This window comes from Clostridium sp. FS41 (genome assembly GCF_000954015.1).
In the GTDB taxonomy this organism is placed as follows: domain Bacteria; phylum Bacillota; class Clostridia; order Lachnospirales; family Lachnospiraceae; genus Enterocloster; species Enterocloster citroniae.
In genome coordinates this window covers 19,463-39,251 of the sequence record NZ_JYHN01000059.1, presented here as the reverse complement: position 1 = coordinate 39,251, position 19,789 = coordinate 19,463, and the positions used below count along the sequence as shown (strand labels likewise).

General features: G+C 50.6%; 16 protein-coding genes. 5 read left to right on the top strand and 11 right to left on the bottom strand.

The window, feature by feature from the left end:
- Positions 1–19 precede the first annotated feature (19 nt).
- The 5 genes from CLFS41_RS12310 to ileS all read right to left on the bottom strand — a co-directional run bounded on the left by CLFS41_RS12310 (position 20) and on the right by ileS (position 8,401).
- The gene (locus tag CLFS41_RS12310; RefSeq protein ID WP_040415384.1) at positions 20–1,054 is read right to left on the bottom strand and encodes an aminotransferase class I/II-fold pyridoxal phosphate-dependent enzyme; all 1,035 of its coding nucleotides are present in this window, start codon (positions 1,052–1,054) and stop codon (positions 20–22) included.
- Between the two features lie 53 nt (positions 1,055–1,107).
- Complete coding sequence (locus tag CLFS41_RS12305) at positions 1,108–1,758, bottom strand: vitamin B12 dependent-methionine synthase activation domain-containing protein (RefSeq protein ID WP_045092458.1); 651 nt, start codon at positions 1,756–1,758, stop codon at positions 1,108–1,110.
- Positions 1,759–1,786: 28 nt separating this feature from the next.
- Entirely contained in the window at positions 1,787–2,641 is an 855-nt protein-coding gene (gene metF / locus CLFS41_RS12300) for a methylenetetrahydrofolate reductase [NAD(P)H] (protein ID WP_007858801.1), read from the bottom strand.
- A gap of 111 nt (positions 2,642–2,752) precedes the next feature.
- Entirely contained in the window at positions 2,753–5,206 is a 2,454-nt protein-coding gene (locus CLFS41_RS12295) for a glycogen/starch/alpha-glucan phosphorylase (protein WP_007858803.1), read from the bottom strand.
- 60 nt (positions 5,207–5,266) lie between these two features.
- Positions 5,267–8,401, bottom strand: coding sequence for an isoleucine--tRNA ligase (gene ileS / locus CLFS41_RS12290; protein WP_007858805.1), 3,135 nt, complete (start codon positions 8,399–8,401; stop codon positions 5,267–5,269).
- Positions 8,402–9,527: 1,126 nt separating this feature from the next.
- Here ileS and CLFS41_RS12285 point away from each other — a divergent pair.
- A complete protein-coding gene (locus CLFS41_RS12285) occupies positions 9,528–9,728 on the top strand; it encodes a hypothetical protein (protein ID WP_007858809.1) in 201 nt (66 codons plus the stop codon).
- 183 nt (positions 9,729–9,911) lie between these two features.
- On the top strand, positions 9,912–11,369 hold the full coding sequence (locus tag CLFS41_RS12280; protein WP_045092457.1) for a nicotinate phosphoribosyltransferase: 1,458 nt from the start codon (positions 9,912–9,914) through the stop codon (positions 11,367–11,369).
- Between the two features lie 91 nt (positions 11,370–11,460).
- On the opposite strand, the gene CLFS41_RS12275 is transcribed toward CLFS41_RS12280, so the two are convergent.
- Together CLFS41_RS12275 and CLFS41_RS12270 are read right to left on the bottom strand one after the other, a co-directional pair.
- A complete protein-coding gene (locus CLFS41_RS12275) occupies positions 11,461–12,204 on the bottom strand; it encodes a Sir2 family NAD-dependent protein deacetylase (protein WP_007858811.1) in 744 nt (247 codons plus the stop codon).
- Between the two features lie 91 nt (positions 12,205–12,295).
- Positions 12,296–13,591, bottom strand: coding sequence for a galactokinase family protein (locus CLFS41_RS12270; protein WP_045092456.1), 1,296 nt, complete (start codon positions 13,589–13,591; stop codon positions 12,296–12,298).
- A gap of 434 nt (positions 13,592–14,025) precedes the next feature.
- Here CLFS41_RS12270 and CLFS41_RS12265 point away from each other — a divergent pair, with 434 nt between their 5' ends.
- Both CLFS41_RS12265 and CLFS41_RS12260 read left to right on the top strand, forming a co-directional pair.
- Positions 14,026–15,030: a TIGR01212 family radical SAM protein gene (locus tag CLFS41_RS12265; RefSeq protein WP_007858813.1), complete on the top strand. Its 1,005-nt coding sequence runs from the start codon at positions 14,026–14,028 to the stop codon at positions 15,028–15,030.
- Between the two features lie 93 nt (positions 15,031–15,123).
- The gene (locus tag CLFS41_RS12260; protein ID WP_045092455.1) at positions 15,124–16,320 is read left to right on the top strand and encodes an NADP-dependent isocitrate dehydrogenase; all 1,197 of its coding nucleotides are present in this window, start codon (positions 15,124–15,126) and stop codon (positions 16,318–16,320) included.
- Positions 16,321–16,407: 87 nt separating this feature from the next.
- Here the strand turns inward: CLFS41_RS12260 and CLFS41_RS12255 are convergent, their stop codons facing one another.
- The 4 genes from CLFS41_RS12255 to CLFS41_RS12240 all read right to left on the bottom strand — a co-directional run bounded on the left by CLFS41_RS12255 (position 16,408) and on the right by CLFS41_RS12240 (position 18,332).
- Complete coding sequence (locus CLFS41_RS12255; protein WP_007858816.1) at positions 16,408–16,671, bottom strand: hypothetical protein; 264 nt, start codon at positions 16,669–16,671, stop codon at positions 16,408–16,410.
- A gap of 11 nt (positions 16,672–16,682) precedes the next feature.
- The gene (locus CLFS41_RS12250) at positions 16,683–17,069 is read right to left on the bottom strand and encodes a hypothetical protein (RefSeq protein ID WP_007858818.1); all 387 of its coding nucleotides are present in this window, start codon (positions 17,067–17,069) and stop codon (positions 16,683–16,685) included.
- 40 nt (positions 17,070–17,109) lie between these two features.
- The gene (locus CLFS41_RS12245) at positions 17,110–17,469 is read right to left on the bottom strand and encodes a DUF2089 domain-containing protein (protein ID WP_007858820.1); all 360 of its coding nucleotides are present in this window, start codon (positions 17,467–17,469) and stop codon (positions 17,110–17,112) included.
- Between the two features lie 167 nt (positions 17,470–17,636).
- Positions 17,637–18,332 (bottom strand): amino acid racemase, encoded by a 696-nt coding sequence (locus CLFS41_RS12240; protein ID WP_045092454.1) that lies wholly within the window; start codon positions 18,330–18,332, stop codon positions 17,637–17,639.
- 133 nt (positions 18,333–18,465) lie between these two features.
- Here CLFS41_RS12240 and trpB point away from each other — a divergent pair, with 133 nt between their 5' ends.
- Positions 18,466–19,683 (top strand): tryptophan synthase subunit beta, encoded by a 1,218-nt coding sequence (trpB, locus tag CLFS41_RS12235; RefSeq protein WP_045092453.1) that lies wholly within the window; start codon positions 18,466–18,468, stop codon positions 19,681–19,683.
- Positions 19,684–19,789 lie beyond the last annotated feature (106 nt).

Here is a 19,789-nt window from a genome sequence, read left to right as displayed (position 1 = left end):
TCCAAATACACTCCAGGTGTTAGCTGTTTAATATATCCTTTACCAGGGCATCCACATGCTCCTCGCTGGTAACCCAGCTGGTACAAAGCCGGATGGCCGTGTGGGTCTCATCCACCCGGCCCTGGTTGGTATAGCTGTATTTATCCTTCCATTGCTCCAACAGGGCATCAGGCATAATGGGAAATACCTGGTTGGTGGTATTGGTCACCAGGAAGGGAATCTCTTTGTCCCGGCATGCCTTTCTGATCTTATCCGCCATCCTGTCCCCATGGCGTCCCAGTTCCATGTACAGACCGTCCCGCAGCAGTTCTCCAAACTGGATCCCCAGAAGCCTTCCCTTTGCCAGCATTCCGCCTCTCTGCTTAATGTGGTAGCGGAAATCCTTTTTCAGCTCCTCATTGGTGATCACCACCGCTTCACCGAACAGGGCGCCCACCTTGGTTCCCCCAATGTAGAACACGTCACAGTTGGAAGCCAGAACCTTAAGATCCACATCATTGCCCTCTGCCGCCAGTCCGTATGCCAGACGGGCGCCGTCCACAAACAGGTACAGGCCCCATGTTCTGCACACCCTGTAAAGAGCTTCCAGCTCAGCCCTTGTGTAGATGGTCCCCAGCTCCGTGGGATTGGATATATATACCATTCCCGGCTGCACCATATGCTCAAAGCTTTCATCGTTAATATGGGCCAGGTACAGTTCCTCCACCTGGGACGCAGTGATCTTGCCGTCAGCGGAGGGCAGCGAAAGGACCTTATGCCCGGTTGCCTCTACTGCCCCCGTCTCATGTACATTGATGTGGGCGGTCACGGCTCCCGCCACACCCTGGTGGGGTCTGAGGGCGGATGCGATTACTGTGGCATTAGCCTGGGTGCCGCCCACCAGAAAGTGGACGCCGGCATCTTCCTTTTGACAAAGCTCCCTGATGATCGCGGCAGCCTCCTCACAATAGGGGTCTTCCCCGTATCCCGGAGTCTGCTCCAGGTTTGTCTCCATCAGTTTGTTTAAAATGCGCTCATGTGCGCCCTCGCTGTAATCACAGTTAAAACGTATCATTATAATATCCCCTTTGCCTGATTCAATCTTCATGATTCCCATTCGTCCCCGGCTCACCGCCTGTAAAGACAATCCCTTTTCCCGCAGGATTCGCAGCCCTTCACATCGCAGCGGTAAGGCTTCTTGCTGACTCCCATCACTGCTGTCACTGATTTGGACGGCATCATAAGAAGGCTGTCCGTCAGCTTGATCCCGATCCTTTTGCCTGCCTCCAGGCTGTCCAACAGCCTCTGCTGGCAGTCCAGGGGAAAGTCCCCGTACCCGGGGCTGAATCTGGGCCGCAGATACCGGTCCCCGGATTCATACTCCTCCCTAATGCCCGTACACACCTGGTCGCAGTATTCCTCTATCATGGCCGTGGCAGTCGCCTGCATGATCACCGCCTTGCTCATCTGAAGTTTGTTGTATTTCTGGATCAGATGGTCCGCTCCCGTACCCAGGGTGGCGGCAAACACAATGATCTGGCCGCAGTCCCTCAGATTCCTTGACAGATTCCTGCTCACGGTCTGGAAACAGCCGCCGTCCACCGCGCCCTCCGGCCCCAGGATCAAAGGATACTCCCTGTACAGACAGCGTGGCTGGGCTTCCTTTAACAGCTGTGCGATACACTCCTCCACCAGACCCATCACGGCCTGATCCGCCTCATGTCTCCCATAACCCAGATACCGGAGCACTTCCCCCCGGTCAATGTCTTCTGTATTCATCGTTCCCTCCGACTAAAACTCCCTGCCTCTACAGTATCTCAGAAAGATTTTCCCTGATCTTCATGGCCACATCCGGCTTATTCATAGAGTAAACGTGGATTCCCCTGACGCCGTTGGCGATCAGGTCAATGATCTGGTCCGTGGCATATGCGATCCCTGCCTGCTTCATGGCTGCAGGGTTATCTCCGAATTTGTCCACAATGGCCAGGAACCTGGAAGGCAGGTAAGTGCCCGACATCTGGGTAATGCGTTTGATCTGTTTGGCGCTGGTCACCGGCATGATCCCCGCGATCACAGGAACCGTGATCCCCTTTTCCCTGATGCGGTACAGATAGCTGTAAAGGATGCTGTTGTCAAAAAACATCTGGGTGGTCACAAAATCGCAGCCGGCCTCCACCTTCTCCTTGAGATAATCCATGTCCACGGATTTGTTGGCTGATTCCACATGGCCCTCCGGGTAACAGGCGGCCCCAATACAGAAATCCCCCGACTGCTTGATCTCATGGATCAGTTCCGAAGCGTAATGGTATTCCCGCGGAGTCCGGCCGTCAGCCGGAATGTCTCCCCTCAGGGCCAGTACATTTTCAATGCCGTGGTTTTTCAGTTCCTCCAGCACGGAGTGTACCTTATCCCGCGTGGATGACACACAGGTGAGATGGGCCAGGGGTGTCACCCCTGATTTTTGTATATCGGAAGCGATCCCCACCGTATAATCGCTGGTCCCTCCGCCTGCCCCGTATGTAACACTCATAAAATCAGGCTTCAGCGTTGCAATCTTTGCAGCTGCCCGCTCCACCGTATCATAGGCATCCTCTGTTTTGGGAGGAAACACCTCAAAAGACAGGGTGGGCCTTCCCTGAGCCAGTATATCGCGTATCTTCATTTTTATCGTCCTCTCCTTCCCGTATCCTGCTTTTACAGAAATGCCCCGGCTGCCTCCATGTTTCAGGCTTGCCGGAGCATATTCAGTACCGCACAGCAGCACCGGAATGTATTACATTTCCACTGTCACCTTTTCAAGGTGCCAGATATCCCTTACATACTCCTCAATGGTTCTGTCCGAGGTAAACTTACCGCTGCCTGAAATGTTGAGGATCGCTGCCTTTGCCCACCACTTCTCGTTCCTGAATGCCTGATCCACCCTTTCGTGGGCCTGGGCGTAGGAACGGAAATCCTTCAGGATAAAGTAGGTGTCCGCCTTGTCGCTGCTCTTTGTATTCAGAAGGGAATTGTAGATATCCCGGAACAGTTCTGGGTTGTCAGGCGCATAGTAGCCGTTGATCAGCTGCATCAGCACCCTGCGGATCTCCTGGTCATTGTTGAAAATATCCATGGGGTAATATCCGCCGTTATTCTCGTAATTGATCACCTCATCTGAGGACATGCCGAAGATAAAGGCATATTCCTGGCCCACTTCCTCCACGATCTCCACATTGGCTCCGTCCATGGTGCCCAGGGTCAGGGCACCGTTGAGCATAAACTTCATGTTGCCCGTGCCGGATGCCTCCTTACTGGCCGTGGAGATCTGCTCACTTACATCAGCTGCCGCAAAGATGAGTTCTGCGTTGGATACGCGGTAATTCTCGATAAACACCACCTTGATCTTGCCCCCGATGGATTTGTCATTGTTGATCACATCCGCCACGGAGTTGATCAGCTTGATGGTGAGTTTGGCCCGCTTATAACCGGCGGCGGCCTTTGCGCCAAAGATAAAGGTCCTGGGTACCATATCCATCTCCGGGTTATCCTTTAGCTGGTTATACAGGTACATCACATGAAGTATGTTCATCAGCTGGCGCTTATACTCATGAAGTCTCTTTACCTGCACATCAAAGATGGAGCGCGGATCCACATCGATCCCGTTGTGCTCCTTGATGTATTTCGCAAGGCGTATTTTATTCTGGTACTTGATATTCAGGAATTCCTGCTGGCACTTCTCATCATCGGCATAGATCTCCAGCTTCTTGATATGCGGAAGGTCTGTGATCCACTCATCCCCGATCTTGGAGGTGACCCAGTCGGCCAGAAGGGGATTGCCGTGAAGCAGGAACCTTCTCTGTGTAATGCCGTTTGTCTTGTTATTAAACTTTTCAGGCATCATCTGGTAAAAATCCTTCAGTTCCTGGTTCTTTAAGATCTCTGTATGCAGTCTGGCAACACCGTTCACGGAAAAGCTGGCCGCAATGGCCATGTATGCCATCTTCACCTGACCGTCATAAATGATGGACATGCTGCGCAGTTTATCCTGGTTGCCCGGGTACATGGACTGGATCTGGTTCTGGAACCTGCGGTTGATCTCCTCCACGATCTGGTAAATACGCGGAAGCAGGCGTGAGAACAGCTCAATGGGCCACTTCTCCAGGGCCTCCGACATAATGGTGTGGTTGGTATAGGCACATGTCCTGGTGGTTACATCCCATGCCTCCTCCCATGTCAGCCCTTCCTCGTCCAAAAGGATACGCATCAGTTCCGGTATGGCAACTGTGGGGTGGGTATCGTTCAGCTGGAACACCACCTTTTCATGGAACTTGCGGATGTCCTCGTGTTTCTCCTTATATTTTGTAATTGCCCGCTGTACACTGGCGGAAATAAAGAAATACTGCTGTTTCAGGCGCAGCTCCTTGCCCGCGTAGTGGTTGTCATTGGGGTAGAGGACCTCCACAATGGTTTTTGCCAGATTTTCCTGCTCCACTGCCTTCTGGTAATCTCCCCGGTCAAAGGAATCCAGGTTAAATGTATTCACCGGTTCCGCATCCCAGATACGAAGGGTATTCACCACATTGTTGCCATAGCCGATCACCGGCAGGTCATAGGGCACCGCACGCACGGTCTGGTAACCGTCCTGCACAAAATGGTTCACGCCTCCCACATTCTCAATGCGCACATATCCCCCGAACTTGACCTCCTGGGCGTATTCCGGGCGGCGGATCTCAAAGGGGTTGCCGTCCTTCAGCCACTCATCCGGCACCTCGATCTGGTACCCATTCTCAATCTTCTGTTTAAACATACCGTAACGGTAACGGATCCCGCACCCGTAAGCCGGATAACCCAGAGTTGCAAGGGAATCCAGGAAACATGCGGCCAGGCGGCCCAGACCGCCGTTGCCAAGGGCTGCATCCGGTTCCTGGTCCTCGATCATATTCAGATCAAATCCCAGTTCATCCAATACTTCCTTGATTTCATCATGGGCACAGATATTGATAATATTGTTGCCCAGGGCCCGGCCCATCAAAAACTCCATGGACAGATAATACACTGTCTTAACGTCCTTTTTCTCGTATTCCTTGTGGGATGCGATCCACTCGTCTATAATGACGTCCTTTACTGCAAACGCAACCGCCTGGAACACCTGCTGCGGCGTGGCTTCATCAATGGTCCTGCGGAACATGTTCTTAACATTGTCTATGACGCTCCGCTTGAATGTGGCCTTATCGAATCCTTTATTCATCAGCATTATCCTCCATCCTCATATAGGCGGGGTGCTTAAACCCCGCCTCCCATATTACCATTATTTCATGGTCTTTTCAACACCGAGCATTACTTTTTCACCGTTAATGCTCCACTCCTTGGCATAACCTCCCATGCCTCCCAGGAAGATGGTATCGGCCATAACTTCCGCCTTTATCTCATCTGCATGGGCCTTTAAAAGCTCTGCGATCTTGTCATTGTCGTCCTGGTACACGGCGATATGATCCATCACCTCAAAGCCTGCCTCCTTGCGCATGGTCTGTACCTTGCTGATGATCTCACGGACAAAGCCCTCCTCGATCAGCTCCGGTGTCAGATTGGTATCCAGCACAACGGTCACGTAGTTGTCTTCCTCCGTCACATACCCGTCCTTTTGGGACACATCGATCAGAAGGTCATCCTTGGTAAGGACCACTTCCTGTCCGTCAAAGTCAAAGGTCAGGGCGCCTTTTTCATTCAGTGTGTCCATGGCAGCGCTGCCGTCAATGTCTGTCAGGGTCTGGCGGATCCTGTTCAGCAGTTTGCCGTACTTGGGTCCCACGGTCTTAAGCTGCGGTTTAAATGTGTAGGAGGTAAATGCCCTCACATCATCAGAGAAGATCACCTGCTTTACATTCAGTTCATCTTCTATGATCTCCACATAGAACTTAGACAGCGCATGGTCGGCCTTTACATACATTTGACCAATGGGCTGACGGTTCTTTATATTAGCCGTATTCCTTGCCGCACGGCCCATGACAACCGTCTTTAACACCTCGTCCATGTCCGCCTCCAGGCTGGCATCGATCCAGTCCTCCTTCACCTCCGGGAAATCACACAGGTGAATGCTCTCAGGCGCGTCTCCATCGATCTTTCTCACAATGTTCTGATAGATCTGCTCTGTCATAAACGGGATCATGGGAGCCGCTGCTTTGGCAGTTGTCACAAGGGCGGTATACAGTGTCATATAGGCATTGATCTTATCCTGCTCCATTCCCTTTGCCCAGAAACGCTCGCGGCTTCTGCGCACATACCAGTTGCTCATGTCATCCACAAACTCCTGGAGAGACCTTGCAGCCTCAGGGATCTGGTAGTTCATCAGGTTCTCATCCACGCATTTTACCATGGAATTCATCTTGGACAGCAGCCATTTGTCCATGACCGGCAGCTTGTCGTACTCAAGGTTGTACTTGGTGGCGTCAAAATTGTCAATGTTGGCATAGAGCACCCAGAATGCATAGGTGTTCCACAGAGTGCCCATAAATTTGCGCTGTCCCTCTGTCACAGCCTTATCCTGGTATCTCTTTGGAAGCCAGGGAGCGCTGCAGGTGTAGAAGAACCAACGGATCGCATCCGCGCCGTGGGCTGCCAGGGTATCAAAGGGATCCACCGCATTGCCCTTGGACTTGCTCATCTTCTGTCCGTTCTCATCCAGCACAAGACCCATAACAACTACATTTTCATAAGGCGCCTTGTTAAACAGCAGGGTGGATTCCGCCAGAAGGGAGTAGAACCATCCTCTTGTCTGGTCCACCGCCTCGGAGATAAACTGGGCCGGGAACTGGGACTCGAATAATTCCTTGTTCTCAAATGGATAATGATGCTGGGCAAATGGCATGGCTCCTGAGTCAAACCAGCAGTCGATCACCTCCGGCACACGCTTCATGGACTTGCCGCACTTGGGGCACCGGATGTTTACATTGTCAATGTAAGGACGGTGAAGCTCAATATCCTCCGGGCAGTTGTCGGACATGCTCTTTAACTCTTCAATGCTGCCAATGGAGTGCTGGTATCCGCACTGGCACTCCCAGATGTTAAGAGGCGTGCCCCAGTACCTGTTCCTGGAAATACCCCAGTCCTGGATGTTCTCCAGCCAGTCGCCGAAACGGCCCTTGCCAATGGAATCAGGCACCCAGTTGATCGTATTATTGTTGCGGATCAGGTCGTCCTTTACCGCCGTCATCTTGATAAACCAGGATTCTCTCGCATAGTAGATCAGAGGAGTCCCGCATCTCCAGCAATGGGGATAGCTGTGCTCAAATGCAGGAGCTGCCAGCAGAAGTCCCCTGGACTCCAGATCCTTTAACACCAGGGGATCCGCATCCTTTACAAAGGTTCCTGCAAAGGGTGTCTCAGCCGTCATATCGCCCTTGGCATCCACCAGCTGTACAAAGGGAAGGCCGTATTTGCGTCCCACATTGGCGTCATCTTCACCAAACGCAGGGGCAATGTGTACGATTCCCGTACCGTCTGTAAGGGTGACATAGGTATCGCACACCACATAGTATGCTTTCTTGTGCTGCTTCTCACACAGAGGCACCGAGCAGTCGTACAAAGGCTCATACTCCTTAAATTCCAGATCCTTGCCCTTGTAGGTTTCCAGCACTTCGTAATCCTCGCCCAACACCTGGGTTGCCAGGGCCTGGGCAATATAGTAGGTATAACCGTCACCTGTCTTAACCTTGACGTAATCCTCCACCGGATTCACGCACAGCGCCAGGTTGCTGGGAAGGGTCCACGGCGTGGTGGTCCATGCCAGGATATAGGCATCCTCCCCCTTTACCTTAAAGCGTGCAATGGCGGAGCGTTCCTTTACATCCTTATATCCCTGTGCCACCTCGTGGGAGGACAGAGGGGTGCCGCAGCGGGGACAGTAGGGAACTACCTTAAAGCCCTTGTACAAAAGGCCCTTGTCCCAGATCTGCTTTAATGCCCACCACTCGGACTCGATAAAATTATTCTCATAGGTCACATAAGGGTCATCCATGTCGGCCCAGAAACCAACGGTGTTGGAGAAATCCTCCCACATGCCCTTGTATTTCCAGACACTTTCCTTACACTGCTTAATAAAGGGCTCCAGTCCGTACTGCTCGATCTGGTCCTTGCCGTCCAGCCCCAGCTTCTTCTCCACTTCCAGCTCCACCGGAAGTCCATGGGTATCCCATCCCGCCTTGCGTGGCACCATATAGCCCTTCATAGCGCGGTATCTGGGGATCATATCCTTAATAACACGTGTTTCCACATGGCCGATATGAGGTTTGCCGTTGGCAGTTGGCGGCCCGTCATAAAACACGTAAGGCTTGCATCCCTCGCGCATCTGAATGCTCTTTTCAAAGATATGCTCATCTTCCCAAAATTTTTCTACTTCTTTTTCCCTTTCCACAAACTTCAGGTCTGTGGAGACTTTGTCATACATCTTTGTATTCCTCCGTTCCTAAATTGATCCATTTGTTCTTTGATCCAGTGATTCCGGTATGTGTTATGATGACTGAGGTCCCATGGAAGTGATATACCCATAGAACAAAAAAGCTCCCGTCCTTAACAGGACGAAAGCCATAAAACTTCCTTCGTTTAACCACCTATTACTGCATACCATCATATGAGTTCCCTTAACGCAGGAAATGCGATCCGGCTTACCAAAGGGCGGGCGCCGCAAATATCTCGGCCGGACAGCTCCGGAGTGATCTTCAGTTCTGCGCTACTTGTACCGGGATCCCACCCTCCCCGGCTCTCTGAAACGTTCCTGCAGGCCTACTGTCTCCATCACAGCTTTTGTTATTTAACTTCTTTATTATAATAATGGGCGTGAAAAATGTCAACTGAAACCGTATAACAAATAAAAATGTTATAAAACAGAAGTTTCCATCATATACTATAATATTCCCAATTCATATTTTAATCATACCGCGAGGTGCGAGTCATGACGAATCAACTGCATTAACTGGTTTGAATATTCTGTTTATCTGAATTGTTGTGTCTAATAATACATTTATAAATTACTCCCAGGCAGGAAAAACTTCTATCCCGCAATTGTATAACTCTTTATCATATTGATAATACTGTTGTTGTATTCTTTTCAATTCATCAACTGTTTTGGTAAATTTATATCCATAAGTACATCATCTGTCTTTATTTTTATATTGGCATTGGCAACACTGCCGTCTTCATTTTTGGTACGCATACCTTCTCTTTTCCAACTTGAATTCACTAATACTTTTTATACTGTCCTCATCAACTTTTTCTTCTATTAAATATTTCTTCCAGTGGTTTATTATAATTCTGCTCCAAAATGGTCAATATCTCCGATTTCAATAGATTAATCTTTTTACCTTCCGCCAAAACCATTCTCATCCTCTCTTCTCTATTATAACAGAAATTAATTTTTGTTCATAATTTTTTTACTCATTCGATTATCCTGATTCCACATAATTCATAAGGGGATCCGGTATAGTTTTTACCGTACTGCAAAAACTAAAACCAGGCGCGCATATGGGTGAAATAATCATCCCGCGGTGCTAAAATGCAATACAGGAGGTAACGTCATGGCAAAAGCAGGTATGAGAAGGCCTGATCCTTATGATCCCAAAAATCACGGCACGGAAAATCACCAGAACATGCATCACCCGGAAAACAAACAGGCCCAGGTTCCTGAGATACAGGGTGCGGCTAAAAACGGGAACGCCAAGGCCGGCCCGATCAATGCCCCCAACTGGGCCAGGGAGGATTACAAAACCGGAAACTGATCTGAGAGCAGGGAGATCCATTCCCTGCTTTTATTTTATAGATTGTTAAGAATTTAACATTTCATTTGCCTTTTGTAAAATTTGTGCTATACTACTAACCAACATACAAGCGCAGCCGCCAAAATCCAGCCGGACCGCACCAAATGCGGACAGCTCCCGGCCACGCACCAGGGAGGAACCTATATGGAACAGAGAAATCTTACATTACTTACAGACCTGTATGAGCTGACTATGATGCAGGGCTATTTTAAGGAAAAGGACGCCAACGAGACCGTTATCTTTGACATGTTCTACCGTACCAATCCCCATGGCAACGGGTTTGCCATCTGTGCAGGCCTTGAGCAGGTGATCGAATATATCCGAGACCTGCATTTTGATGAAAGCGATATCGCTTATCTGGGCAGCCTGGGGATCTTTGAGGAGGACTTCCTGGACTATCTGAGGGACTTCCGTTTTACAGGTGATATTTACGCCATTCCCGAGGGGACCATCATCTTCCCAAGAGAACCCCTTGTAAAAGTCATTGCCCCCATCATGCAGGCACAGCTGGTGGAGACAGCCCTTCTTAATATTATCAACCACCAGAGCCTGATCGCCACCAAGACGGAACGGATCGTATACGCTGCCAAGGGAGACGGGGTCATGGAGTTCGGCCTGCGCCGCGCCCAGGGGCCTGACGCAGGAACCTACGGCGCCAGGGCGGCCATGATCGCAGGGTGTATCGGCACCTCCAACGTGCTCTGCGGCAAGATGTTCGATGTTCCTGTAAAAGGCACCCATGCCCACAGCTGGATCATGAGTTTCCCGGACGAACTCACGGCCTTCCGCACCTACGCGAAGCTGTATCCAACCGCCTGCATCCTGTTGGTGGACACCTACGACACCTTAAACTCCGGCGTCCCAAATGCGATCAAGGTATTTAAGGAAATGCGCCAGGCCGGTATCCCCCTGACTTTTTACGGCATACGCCTGGACAGCGGCGATCTCGCCTACCTTTCCAAAAAGGCCAAAAAAATGCTGGATAATGCCGGCTTCCCGGACGCGGTGATCTCCGCCTCCAACGACCTGGACGAGAACCTGATCAACTCCCTGAAGATGCAGGGCGCCACCATCAACTCCTGGGGTGTGGGCACCAACCTGATCACGGCAAAGGACTGCCCCTCCTTCGGCGGTGTATACAAACTGGCGGCAGTAAAGGACAAGGCCACCGGCCAGTTTATTCCCAAGATCAAGCTTTCGGAAAATGCAGAAAAGATCACCAATCCGGGCAATAAAACCATCCAGCGCATTTACGACAAGGCCACGGGCAAGATCATAGCCGATCTGATCTGCCTGGTCGGCGAAGAGTTTAACACAGGCAACTCCCTCCTTCTCTTTGACCCCATTGAGACCTGGAAAAAGACCATGCTGGCACCGGATTCCTATACGCTCAGGGAACTGCTGGTCCCTGTGTTCCTGGAGGGCAAATGCGTCTATGATTCACCCAAGGTAATGGACATCCAGGCCTACTGCAGACGGGAGCTGGAAACCCTGTGGGATGAGTCCAAACGTCTGATCAATCCTCACGAAGTCCATGTGGACCTGTCCAATGAGCTGTGGCACATAAAAAACCAGCTGCTGGATTCCTACCACAGGAACTGAGACAGCGCAACGAACAGCAAAGCCGCAGGCCAATTGATTTACTGGCCTGCGGCTTTGTTCCTGTCCGGATTTGATTTTCAGCTTTTATCTTTTATTCTTCCTCCACCAGCAGAGGCAGTATATTCTGGGGAAGGTCATAGACCACCATGTCGGCTTTCTCATCCAGGGGCCTGGGCGCCCTGTGGATGATGATCATCTTCTTTCCCTGAAAATACCGTATGTAATGACTGTACACCTCGGATCGGAGGGATGTTCCCAGTACCAGAAGCACCTCGGCCCTGGATATCTCCTCCGCGGTCCGGCTCATCAGCCCGCTGTCCACCATCTCCCCGTAAAGGAAGGTGCCCGGGCGTATGATGTGCCCGCAGTCCTCACAAAGGGGAATGTGTTTTGAATTCTTCATGTATTCCATGGAATATTTTTTGCCGCAATGGGTACATGTGTTATCATAGATCCCTCCGTGGAGGTAGATCACATTTTCCACTCCGGCCGCCTTTGGAAGATCAAAAATACTGGTGGTCACAACACACTGAAGCCTGCCCTGCCGTTCCATCTCGGCCATGGCTTCCACTGACGGTGTCATGCTGGGAACCTTTTCCAGGATCTCCTTTTTATAAAAATCATAAAAGATTTCCGGCCTCCTGGAAAAACAGGATATGTGGAACAATTCCTCCGGGGACTCGCCATACGTTTGTTCAATCTCGTATGCCCTCCCCTCCTCCTTCAGTCCCAGTATGCCGCCCTCTTCCATCATACCGGACCCACAGACAGCCACCGTATAACTGCTGTCAGCCAATGTCTGTTTCAGGAGTTTCAATGTCTCTTTACCTATCATACAAATGCTCCCCCCTCTATCATTTTCTGACCTTATTATACCCTATTATCCTGCTGTCCGCCACCATATTTTTGGGGAAAGCAGACCCGCATCATCCCATATGGTCATTGATACAGATCGCCCCGTATGGACGGATGCTCATACGAAAAGCACTGCCCTTTCCCGTACAGTTTTCAATGTATTCAACATACTCATCCACCAGTTCATTGGGAAGCATGGCCATGATCACACCGGCAAACCCTCCGCCGTGGACACGGCAGGCGCCCTTTTGTTTCCCGGCAATAAACAATTCGGTCAATGCCAGGGTCACTGTGATGCCCTGTTCCTGGTAATTGCTGTTGGTAAAGCAGTTCTGAAGCCATTTCCAGGAAGAGTTTCCCGATGCTGTGATGTTGGCCAGAAAATCCCCAAAGCGGTTCTCCTTCAGCGCAGCCACCTCTGCTTCCACCCTCTTGTTTTCCTCAAAGAAATGAAGGGCGCGAAGCACGGAACGATCCCCCGCAAACTCCCGCACCGCTGCCAGGCTGCGGATCACCTCTTCCTCCGACACCTGGGCCAGCACTTCCTTGCCAAAATACTGGGCCACCTTCTTCATCTCGCTGGGAACGGATGAGTAGTCCGCGCTCAGGTCAGCGTGGCCCTTGCCGGTCTGGACAATGATCAGGCTGTGGTTCTGGGATCCGAAATCAAACTCGATTTTCTCCACTACCGGCGCTGAAGGCTCCACAAAATCAATGGTGATCAGGCCACCCACCGCGCAGGCCATCTGGTCCAGAAGGCCTGACGCCTTATCCCAGTAGTTGTTCTCTGAATATTTTCCAATATGGGCGTATGCCACATTGTCCATGCGTCCCTCATTAAAGAATGTGTTGAGCATGGAGCACAAAAGCATCTCAAAAGCAGCCGAGGAGCTGACGCCTGCCGCACTGATCACATTGCTGGTAATGTATGCATTAAAGCCTCCCACATCATAACCCGACTCCTCAAATCCCTTTAACAGCCCCTTTACCAGGTCCACGGTCCCTGCCTTTTTATCGCTGGGCTCCAGATGGTTTAAGTCAATGGTAAAGTCCTGATTATACGTCTCACTGACAATATGTACATAGTTGGAGCTGTTCTTTGCAGCCACTCCCACACAGTCCAGGTTAATGCTTCCCGCAAGGACCTTTCCATGGTTATGGTCCGTGTGGTTTCCGCTGATCTCCGTGCGTCCCGGTGATGAAAACAAAAGCACATCCCCGCTGTCTCCAAATGTTTTCTCATATCCTTTCAGCAGTTCCTGGTACCGTGCCATGTTCTCAGCCACTGCGTCCTCTCCGTACAGCTTAGCCAGAAGTTTTTTTGCGTTTTCACTTTCCATCAACCGGATGGTATCATTTACCTTCATGCCTTACCTCTCCTTTAATCATACACAAAATCAGGGGCTGTCCCCTGTCTGTGATCAGTTTAACACAACAGCAGCCCGGACCACAATAGAATATTTTACTGCATTGTATGAATTTTTATGGAAATGCTTTCTGCTCCCGCCTACTGCCTATTTTGATGGCCTCCAGCCACTGTCCGGCTGCGTGTGATCCTCGTTCTTCTCTTCGGAGATGATCAGGCTGCGCAGATCATGGTGCAATAGTCCCCGGTGGGCCAATAGGGCTGATCGTCATATACCGTAAGGGCATATTCCGAGAGCAGGCGCGAAAGACTGTCAAGCTGGGTTGGGTATCATTTCTGACTACCTGATTTCACAGGTTCCTAACAGTTTTTATGGAAATACTCCCTCTTTCCTGGTATAATCCAAAAAGAAAATAACCGGAAAGGCGGCGCCCTATGGACTGGAACGGTAAACCTTATCATTCCCTGGATTATGAACTGAAACAACAATTTGGACAAAAGGTATATAAGCTCTCCCTGAACGGAGGCATGACCTGTCCCAACCGGGACGGGACGCTGGGCACGGGCGGATGTATTTTCTGCAGCGCGGGGGGATCAGGGGATTTTGCATCCCCTGCCATGGAATCCGTTACAGCACAGATCGAGGCCGCCAAAGCCCAGGTACGGAGAAAAATGACGGGCAAGGGCGCATATATCGCCTACTTCCAGTCCTACACCAATACCTATGGGCCTGTCTCCCGCCTGCGCTCTGTCTTCACGGAAGCCATCTGTCATCCGGAGATCGCGGCCCTGTCCATTGCAACCCGGCCGGACTGTCTGGAACCGGAGGTGGTGGAACTGTTAAAAGAACTTGCCGCCATCAAGCCCGTGTGGGTGGAATTGGGCCTGCAGACCATCCACCAGTCCACGGCGCAGTTCATCCGCCGCGGCTATCCCCTGCCCGTGTTTGAATCAGCGGTGGACCGGCTCAAAAAGGCGGGGTTAACGGTCATTGTCCATGTGATCCTGGGACTGCCGGGCGAGACAAGGGAAATGATGCTGGACACGGTCAGATATCTGGCTGAAGGGATAACAGGCGCCGGCCAGGCCAATTCCGGGCTGGCAGGCATTGGTCCAGCCGTTTCCGGGCGGCCAGGCGCCGGCCAGGCCGCCGCCATTGACGGCATCAAACTACAGCTGCTCCACATACTGGAGGGCACGGACCTGTCCCAGCTTTACCGCAGCGCCCCCTTTCCGGTCCTGGAAATGAGTGAATATATTGATCTTGTCATAGACTGCGTGGAACTTCTTCCGCCTGAGATGACCATACACCGCATCACCGGTGACGGCCCGAAAAAGCTTTTGATCGCCCCGTTGTGGAGCGGCAACAAGCGCCTTGTGCTCAACACCCTTCATCAGCGTTTTAGGGAAAGGGACACATGGCAGGGGAAAAACAGGTGAAAACAAGCTTAAAAATTTTAGAGTTTTAAACTTGTTCTAACCTGTAATTCGTTGTATACTATAACATAATGCAAAAAATCAGGAGGACATAGTATGGACAAAATTAAGATGACCACCCCCATTGTAGAGATGGACGGCGATGAGATGACGAGGATTCTCTGGCAGATGATCAAAGACAACCTGATCCTGCCGTACATAGATCTGAAGACAGAGTACTACGACCTGGGTTTGGAATACAGGGATGAGACAAATGATCAGGTAACCATCGATTCCGCCAACGCCACCAAAAAGTACGGTGTGGCTGTCAAGTGTGCTACCATCACCCCCAACGCAGCCCGCGTGGAGGAGTATCATCTGAAGGATATGTGGAAAAGCCCCAATGCCACCATTCGTGCCATCCTGGACGGGACCGTGTTCCGCGCCCCCATTGTGGTAAAAGGGATCGAGCCCTGTGTAAAATGCTGGAAAAAGCCCATCACCATTGCAAGACATGCCTACGGTGACGTGTATAAGGCTTCTGAAATGAAAATCCCCGGCCCCGGCAAGGTGGAACTGGTATACACGGCAGAGGACGGGACTGAAAGCCGCGAGCTGATCCACAGCTTTAACTGCCCCGGAATCGTACAGGGTATGCACAATGTTAACAAGTCCATTGAAAGCTTTGCCAGAAGCTGCTTTAACTATGCCCTTGATACCAAGCAGGATCTTTGGTTTGCCACCAAGGATACCATTTCCAAACAGTATGACCATACCTTTAAGGACATTTTCCAGGAGATCTTTGACAGTGAATATACAAAGAAGTTTGAGGATGCGGACATTACTTACTTCTACACTCTGATCGATGATGCCGTTGCCCGCGTTATGAAATCTGAGGGCGGCTATATCTGGGCCTGCAAGAACTATGACGGTGATGTGATGAGCGACATGATCTCCTCGGCCTTTGGTTCCCTGGCCATGATGACCTCTGTTCTGGTATCCCCGGACGGTAACTTCGAGTACGAAGCAGCCCACGGAACAGTACAGCGCCATTACTATAAGCACTTAAAGGGCGAGGAAACCTCCACCAACTCAGTGGCAACCATCTTTGCATGGACCGGCGCACTGAGGAAACGGGGCGAACTGGACGGCAATCAAGATCTGATGGAATTTGCCGACAAACTGGAGAAGGCCACCCTGGATACCATTGAGGGCGGCGAAATGACCAAGGATCTGGCCCTTATCACTTCCCTGCCGGATCCGGTTGTGTTAAACAGCGAGGACTTTATCAAGGCCATTGCACGCAGGCTTTAATACTAAAATAAGCATATATACAAAAACACCGCCCGGCCGCTGGAATCCAGTGACCGGGCGGTATTCTTAAGCCCCGTATATCGCTTTTTACAGTTTAACTGATAAATATGTGCCGTCCCCTGTCTCCACATGGATTACTTCCAGGCCCTTGCTTTCTTTGATCACATCCAGGCATTCTTCCAGCACCATAAGGATATGATCTTTTGTAACCAGGCCGCCATATGGCTCCGGTATATTGGCCCTGATATCCTCCATGATCCTTTCAGGCATCCATCTCATGGCCAAACCCATAAATTTCACCGGCACAGGCAGAAACAGGCGCATCCCCTTTGTCCTGATCTTAACAATCATATCTTCGGCCCCTATTTGTCAACATATACCCTTACAGTGGAGCCGTCCGCAGCCTCCACATTGACAAAGTCCCCTTCCAGCTCATCATCCAGACATTCGGAAATGGCTTCCATCATACTGGCAAGATCCACACCCTGAAGATCCTTTTCCGGTATGGGAAGTTTGCCCGTTGCCTTCAGTACCTTCTTAATGGCTCCAACAGGAAACTGGACCTTGACCTTGTCCCCGGAAACGCTGTCCACAATAATGCGAAACATCTTCTTATCATAGTTGATCCGTTCGATCCCTGTCTCCGGTGCCTGTGAATCCAGATTCATGGCCGCGATCAGCTCCGCTCCCTGCTCCGCCGTGATGGTGCCTTCCTCTATCATCTTTAATATTCTTAGTTTTTCATCCATAATGAATGCTCCTTATTCTTGAAATCGTGGTTTCTGGCTGCTACTTTAATTGGGCAATGGCCTGTTCTGCTGTTATCTCCCCATTCTCCAGCGCCCTTAGGATCTCTTCCTTTCTGGCCGCCTGATCATCGGTTCCCGTCTCATATCCCAGCTTCTTGATCACTGCTTCCAGCTTGGAGCGTACCGTGGGATACGATATCCCCATGGCCTTTTCCACTTCCTTGATATTCCCCCTGCACCGGATAAATGTCTCTGTAAAATACAGTTCCTCATCGGAGAGATAATCAAATTTACTGAGTTTAAAATTGTTCTCAATCACCGTATCGCAGGAATCACACTTAAGCCTTGCCACGGTCAGCTCACTGTTGCATACCGGACAACGGCTGATAACCTTTTTCATCTCATCACTTCCCTTCTTTTCCCTGCTGCCTGATGTCAGTATACTACCACAATCTCATAAATGTCAATATAAATATTAATATTTTTAATTATTTTATTGATTATATTAATATTTATACTGAATTTCATTCACTCTTGGTTTTATTTATTTATAATCTGCTCTCAATCTTATCCATCTATAATTTCCTTTACCAAGGCCCTGACATGTATCTTCATGGTGTCCAGGCAGGGAACAGGGGAAATATGGTCATTAAGGATCAACGGCAGCTCCGTACATCCAAGAACGATAGCCTGGATCCCATCCTCCTCCTTCATTCTGCGCACAATGGACAAAAATTCCTGCCGGGTATCCTCCCTGACATCTGCAAATTCCAGCTCGGTATAGATTTTTCTGTTTATGTACTCCATCTCATCTTCCCTGGGAATTGCGATCTGGATCCCCTTATCTGTAAATGGCTTTTTAAAAAAGTCCTCCTCCATGGTAAATATGGTTCCCATTAAACCGATTTTCGTCAGATTCCGCCTGACCGCCTCCCCGCAGGCAGCCCCCACAATACTGATCAACGGAATGGGCGACTGCTTTTGTACCTGGTCAAATACAATATGAGGCGTATTGGCTGACAGGGCGGCAAAGTCAGCCCCTGCCGCGGCCAGGTTCCCGATCGCCTTTGACAGATATTCAGCCAGGTCATCATATCGCTTCTCCCTGCAGAATACCAGGATATCAAACACGTTTACACTTTCCATGGACAAAAACGGCATTACATTTTCCCCCATCCGTTCACGGACGCCATAGACGATCCCACGGTAATAAGGGATCGTGGACTCCGGCCCCATGCCCCCTACCAGACCCAGTTTTTTCATATAAAAACACCTCCTGAAAATGATTTTTTAAAATGTTTCCCTGAATATCAGGATACTACAAATAATATGGATTGAAAAGCCCGTCCATTAAAGATATAATGGGATTCATAACGATTTGAAAAAGGAGAAATTTATGGACTACAGAACATACCTAAAAAACTATCCGGACAAAGACGGGCGTTTTGGCGCTTACGGCGGCGCCTACCTGACCCCGGAACTGATTCCCGCATTTGAGGAAATTGCAGACGCCTACCAGACCATCTGCCATTCTTCCCAGTTTATCAATGAACTGCGCAGGATCCGCAGGGAATTCCAGGGAAGGCCTACCCCTGTGTACCATTGCGAGCGTCTCTCCAAGAAGATCGGCAACTGCCAGATCTATCTGAAACGCGAGGATCTAAACCACACCGGGGCCCACAAGCTGAATCACTGTATGGGCGAGGGACTTCTGGCAAAGTTCATGGGAAAGAAGCGCCTGATCGCGGAAACAGGAGCCGGACAGCACGGGGTGGCCCTGGCTACCGCCGCCGCGTTTTTCGGACTGGAGTGCGAGATCCACATGGGTGAAGTGGATATTGCAAAACAGGCCCCCAATGTGACCAGGATGAAGATACTGGGCGCCAAGGTGGTTCCGGTTACCCATGGGCTTAAGACTCTGAAGGAGGCAGTGGATTCCGCATTTGAATCCTATGCAAAAAACTATAAGGACTCTATCTACTGCATCGGCTCTGCCCTGGGTCCCCATCCGTTCCCACTGATGGTGCGGGATTTTCAATCCGTGATGGGCTATGAGGCAAGGGACCAGTTCTACGAGATGACAGGAATGTTCCCGGATGAGGTCTGCGCCTGTGTGGGAGGAGGAAGCAACTCCATCGGGATGTTCATACCCTTCTTAGATGACCCGGTGGACATCACCGGAGTGGAACCCCTTGGCAAGGGAGAACATCTGGGTGACCACGCGGCATCCATGAAGTTTGGTGAAAAAGGCGTCATGCATGGATTTGAGAGCATTATGCTCAAGGATGAAAATGGTGAGCCGGCCCCGGTCTACTCCATTGCCAGCGGCCTGGACTATCCTTCCGTGGGCCCGGAGCACGCCTTCCTTCATGATCTTGGAAGGGTCAAATACGATACGGTCAGCGATGAGGAAGCCATGGACGCCTTCTTTAAGCTGTCCCGGTATGAGGGGATCATCCCTGCCATTGAGAGTGCGCATGCGGTTGCTTATGCCATGCGCAGGGCCAGGGAAATGCGCCAGGGTGCCATCCTGGTCTGCTTAAGCGGCAGAGGCGATAAGGATATCGACTATGTGGTTGAGCATTACGGCTATGGGGAGCAGTTTGTGGATTGATCCTGATCGGACTCAGGATACCGCACCGGCCATCTATGACAAAAGGGCGTGCACACGATGGGATTCGTGCTGCACGCCCTTAATATATCCATATATGATCAAATCT

Bases quoted from the DNA above. Each gene is read 5' to 3' on its own strand.
- CLFS41_RS12285 (WP_007858809.1), top strand. From the start codon at position 9,528: ATGGCAAAAGCAGGTATGAGAAGGCCTGATCCTTATGATCCCAAAAAT.
- CLFS41_RS12295 (WP_007858803.1), bottom strand. From the start codon at position 5,206: ATGAATAAAGGATTCGATAAGGCCACATTCAAGCGGAGCGTCATAGAC.
- CLFS41_RS12245 (WP_007858820.1), bottom strand. From the start codon at position 17,469: ATGAAAAAGGTTATCAGCCGTTGTCCGGTATGCAACAGTGAGCTGACC.
- CLFS41_RS12265 (WP_007858813.1), top strand. From the start codon at position 14,026: ATGGACTGGAACGGTAAACCTTATCATTCCCTGGATTATGAACTGAAA.
- trpB (WP_045092453.1), top strand. From the start codon at position 18,466: ATGGACTACAGAACATACCTAAAAAACTATCCGGACAAAGACGGGCGT.
- CLFS41_RS12255 (WP_007858816.1), bottom strand. From the start codon at position 16,671: ATGATTGTTAAGATCAGGACAAAGGGGATGCGCCTGTTTCTGCCTGTG.
- CLFS41_RS12270 (WP_045092456.1), bottom strand. From the start codon at position 13,591: ATGAAGGTAAATGATACCATCCGGTTGATGGAAAGTGAAAACGCAAAA.
- CLFS41_RS12310 (WP_040415384.1), bottom strand. From the start codon at position 1,054: ATGATACGTTTTAACTGTGATTACAGCGAGGGCGCACATGAGCGCATT.
- ileS (WP_007858805.1), bottom strand. From the start codon at position 8,401: ATGTATGACAAAGTCTCCACAGACCTGAAGTTTGTGGAAAGGGAAAAA.
- CLFS41_RS12260 (WP_045092455.1), top strand. From the start codon at position 15,124: ATGGACAAAATTAAGATGACCACCCCCATTGTAGAGATGGACGGCGAT.
- CLFS41_RS12280 (WP_045092457.1), top strand. From the start codon at position 9,912: ATGGAACAGAGAAATCTTACATTACTTACAGACCTGTATGAGCTGACT.
- CLFS41_RS12305 (WP_045092458.1), bottom strand. From the start codon at position 1,758: ATGAATACAGAAGACATTGACCGGGGGGAAGTGCTCCGGTATCTGGGT.
- metF (WP_007858801.1), bottom strand. From the start codon at position 2,641: ATGAAGATACGCGATATACTGGCTCAGGGAAGGCCCACCCTGTCTTTT.
- CLFS41_RS12275 (WP_007858811.1), bottom strand. From the start codon at position 12,204: ATGATAGGTAAAGAGACATTGAAACTCCTGAAACAGACATTGGCTGAC.
- CLFS41_RS12240 (WP_045092454.1), bottom strand. From the start codon at position 18,332: ATGAAAAAACTGGGTCTGGTAGGGGGCATGGGGCCGGAGTCCACGATC.
- CLFS41_RS12250 (WP_007858818.1), bottom strand. From the start codon at position 17,069: ATGGATGAAAAACTAAGAATATTAAAGATGATAGAGGAAGGCACCATC.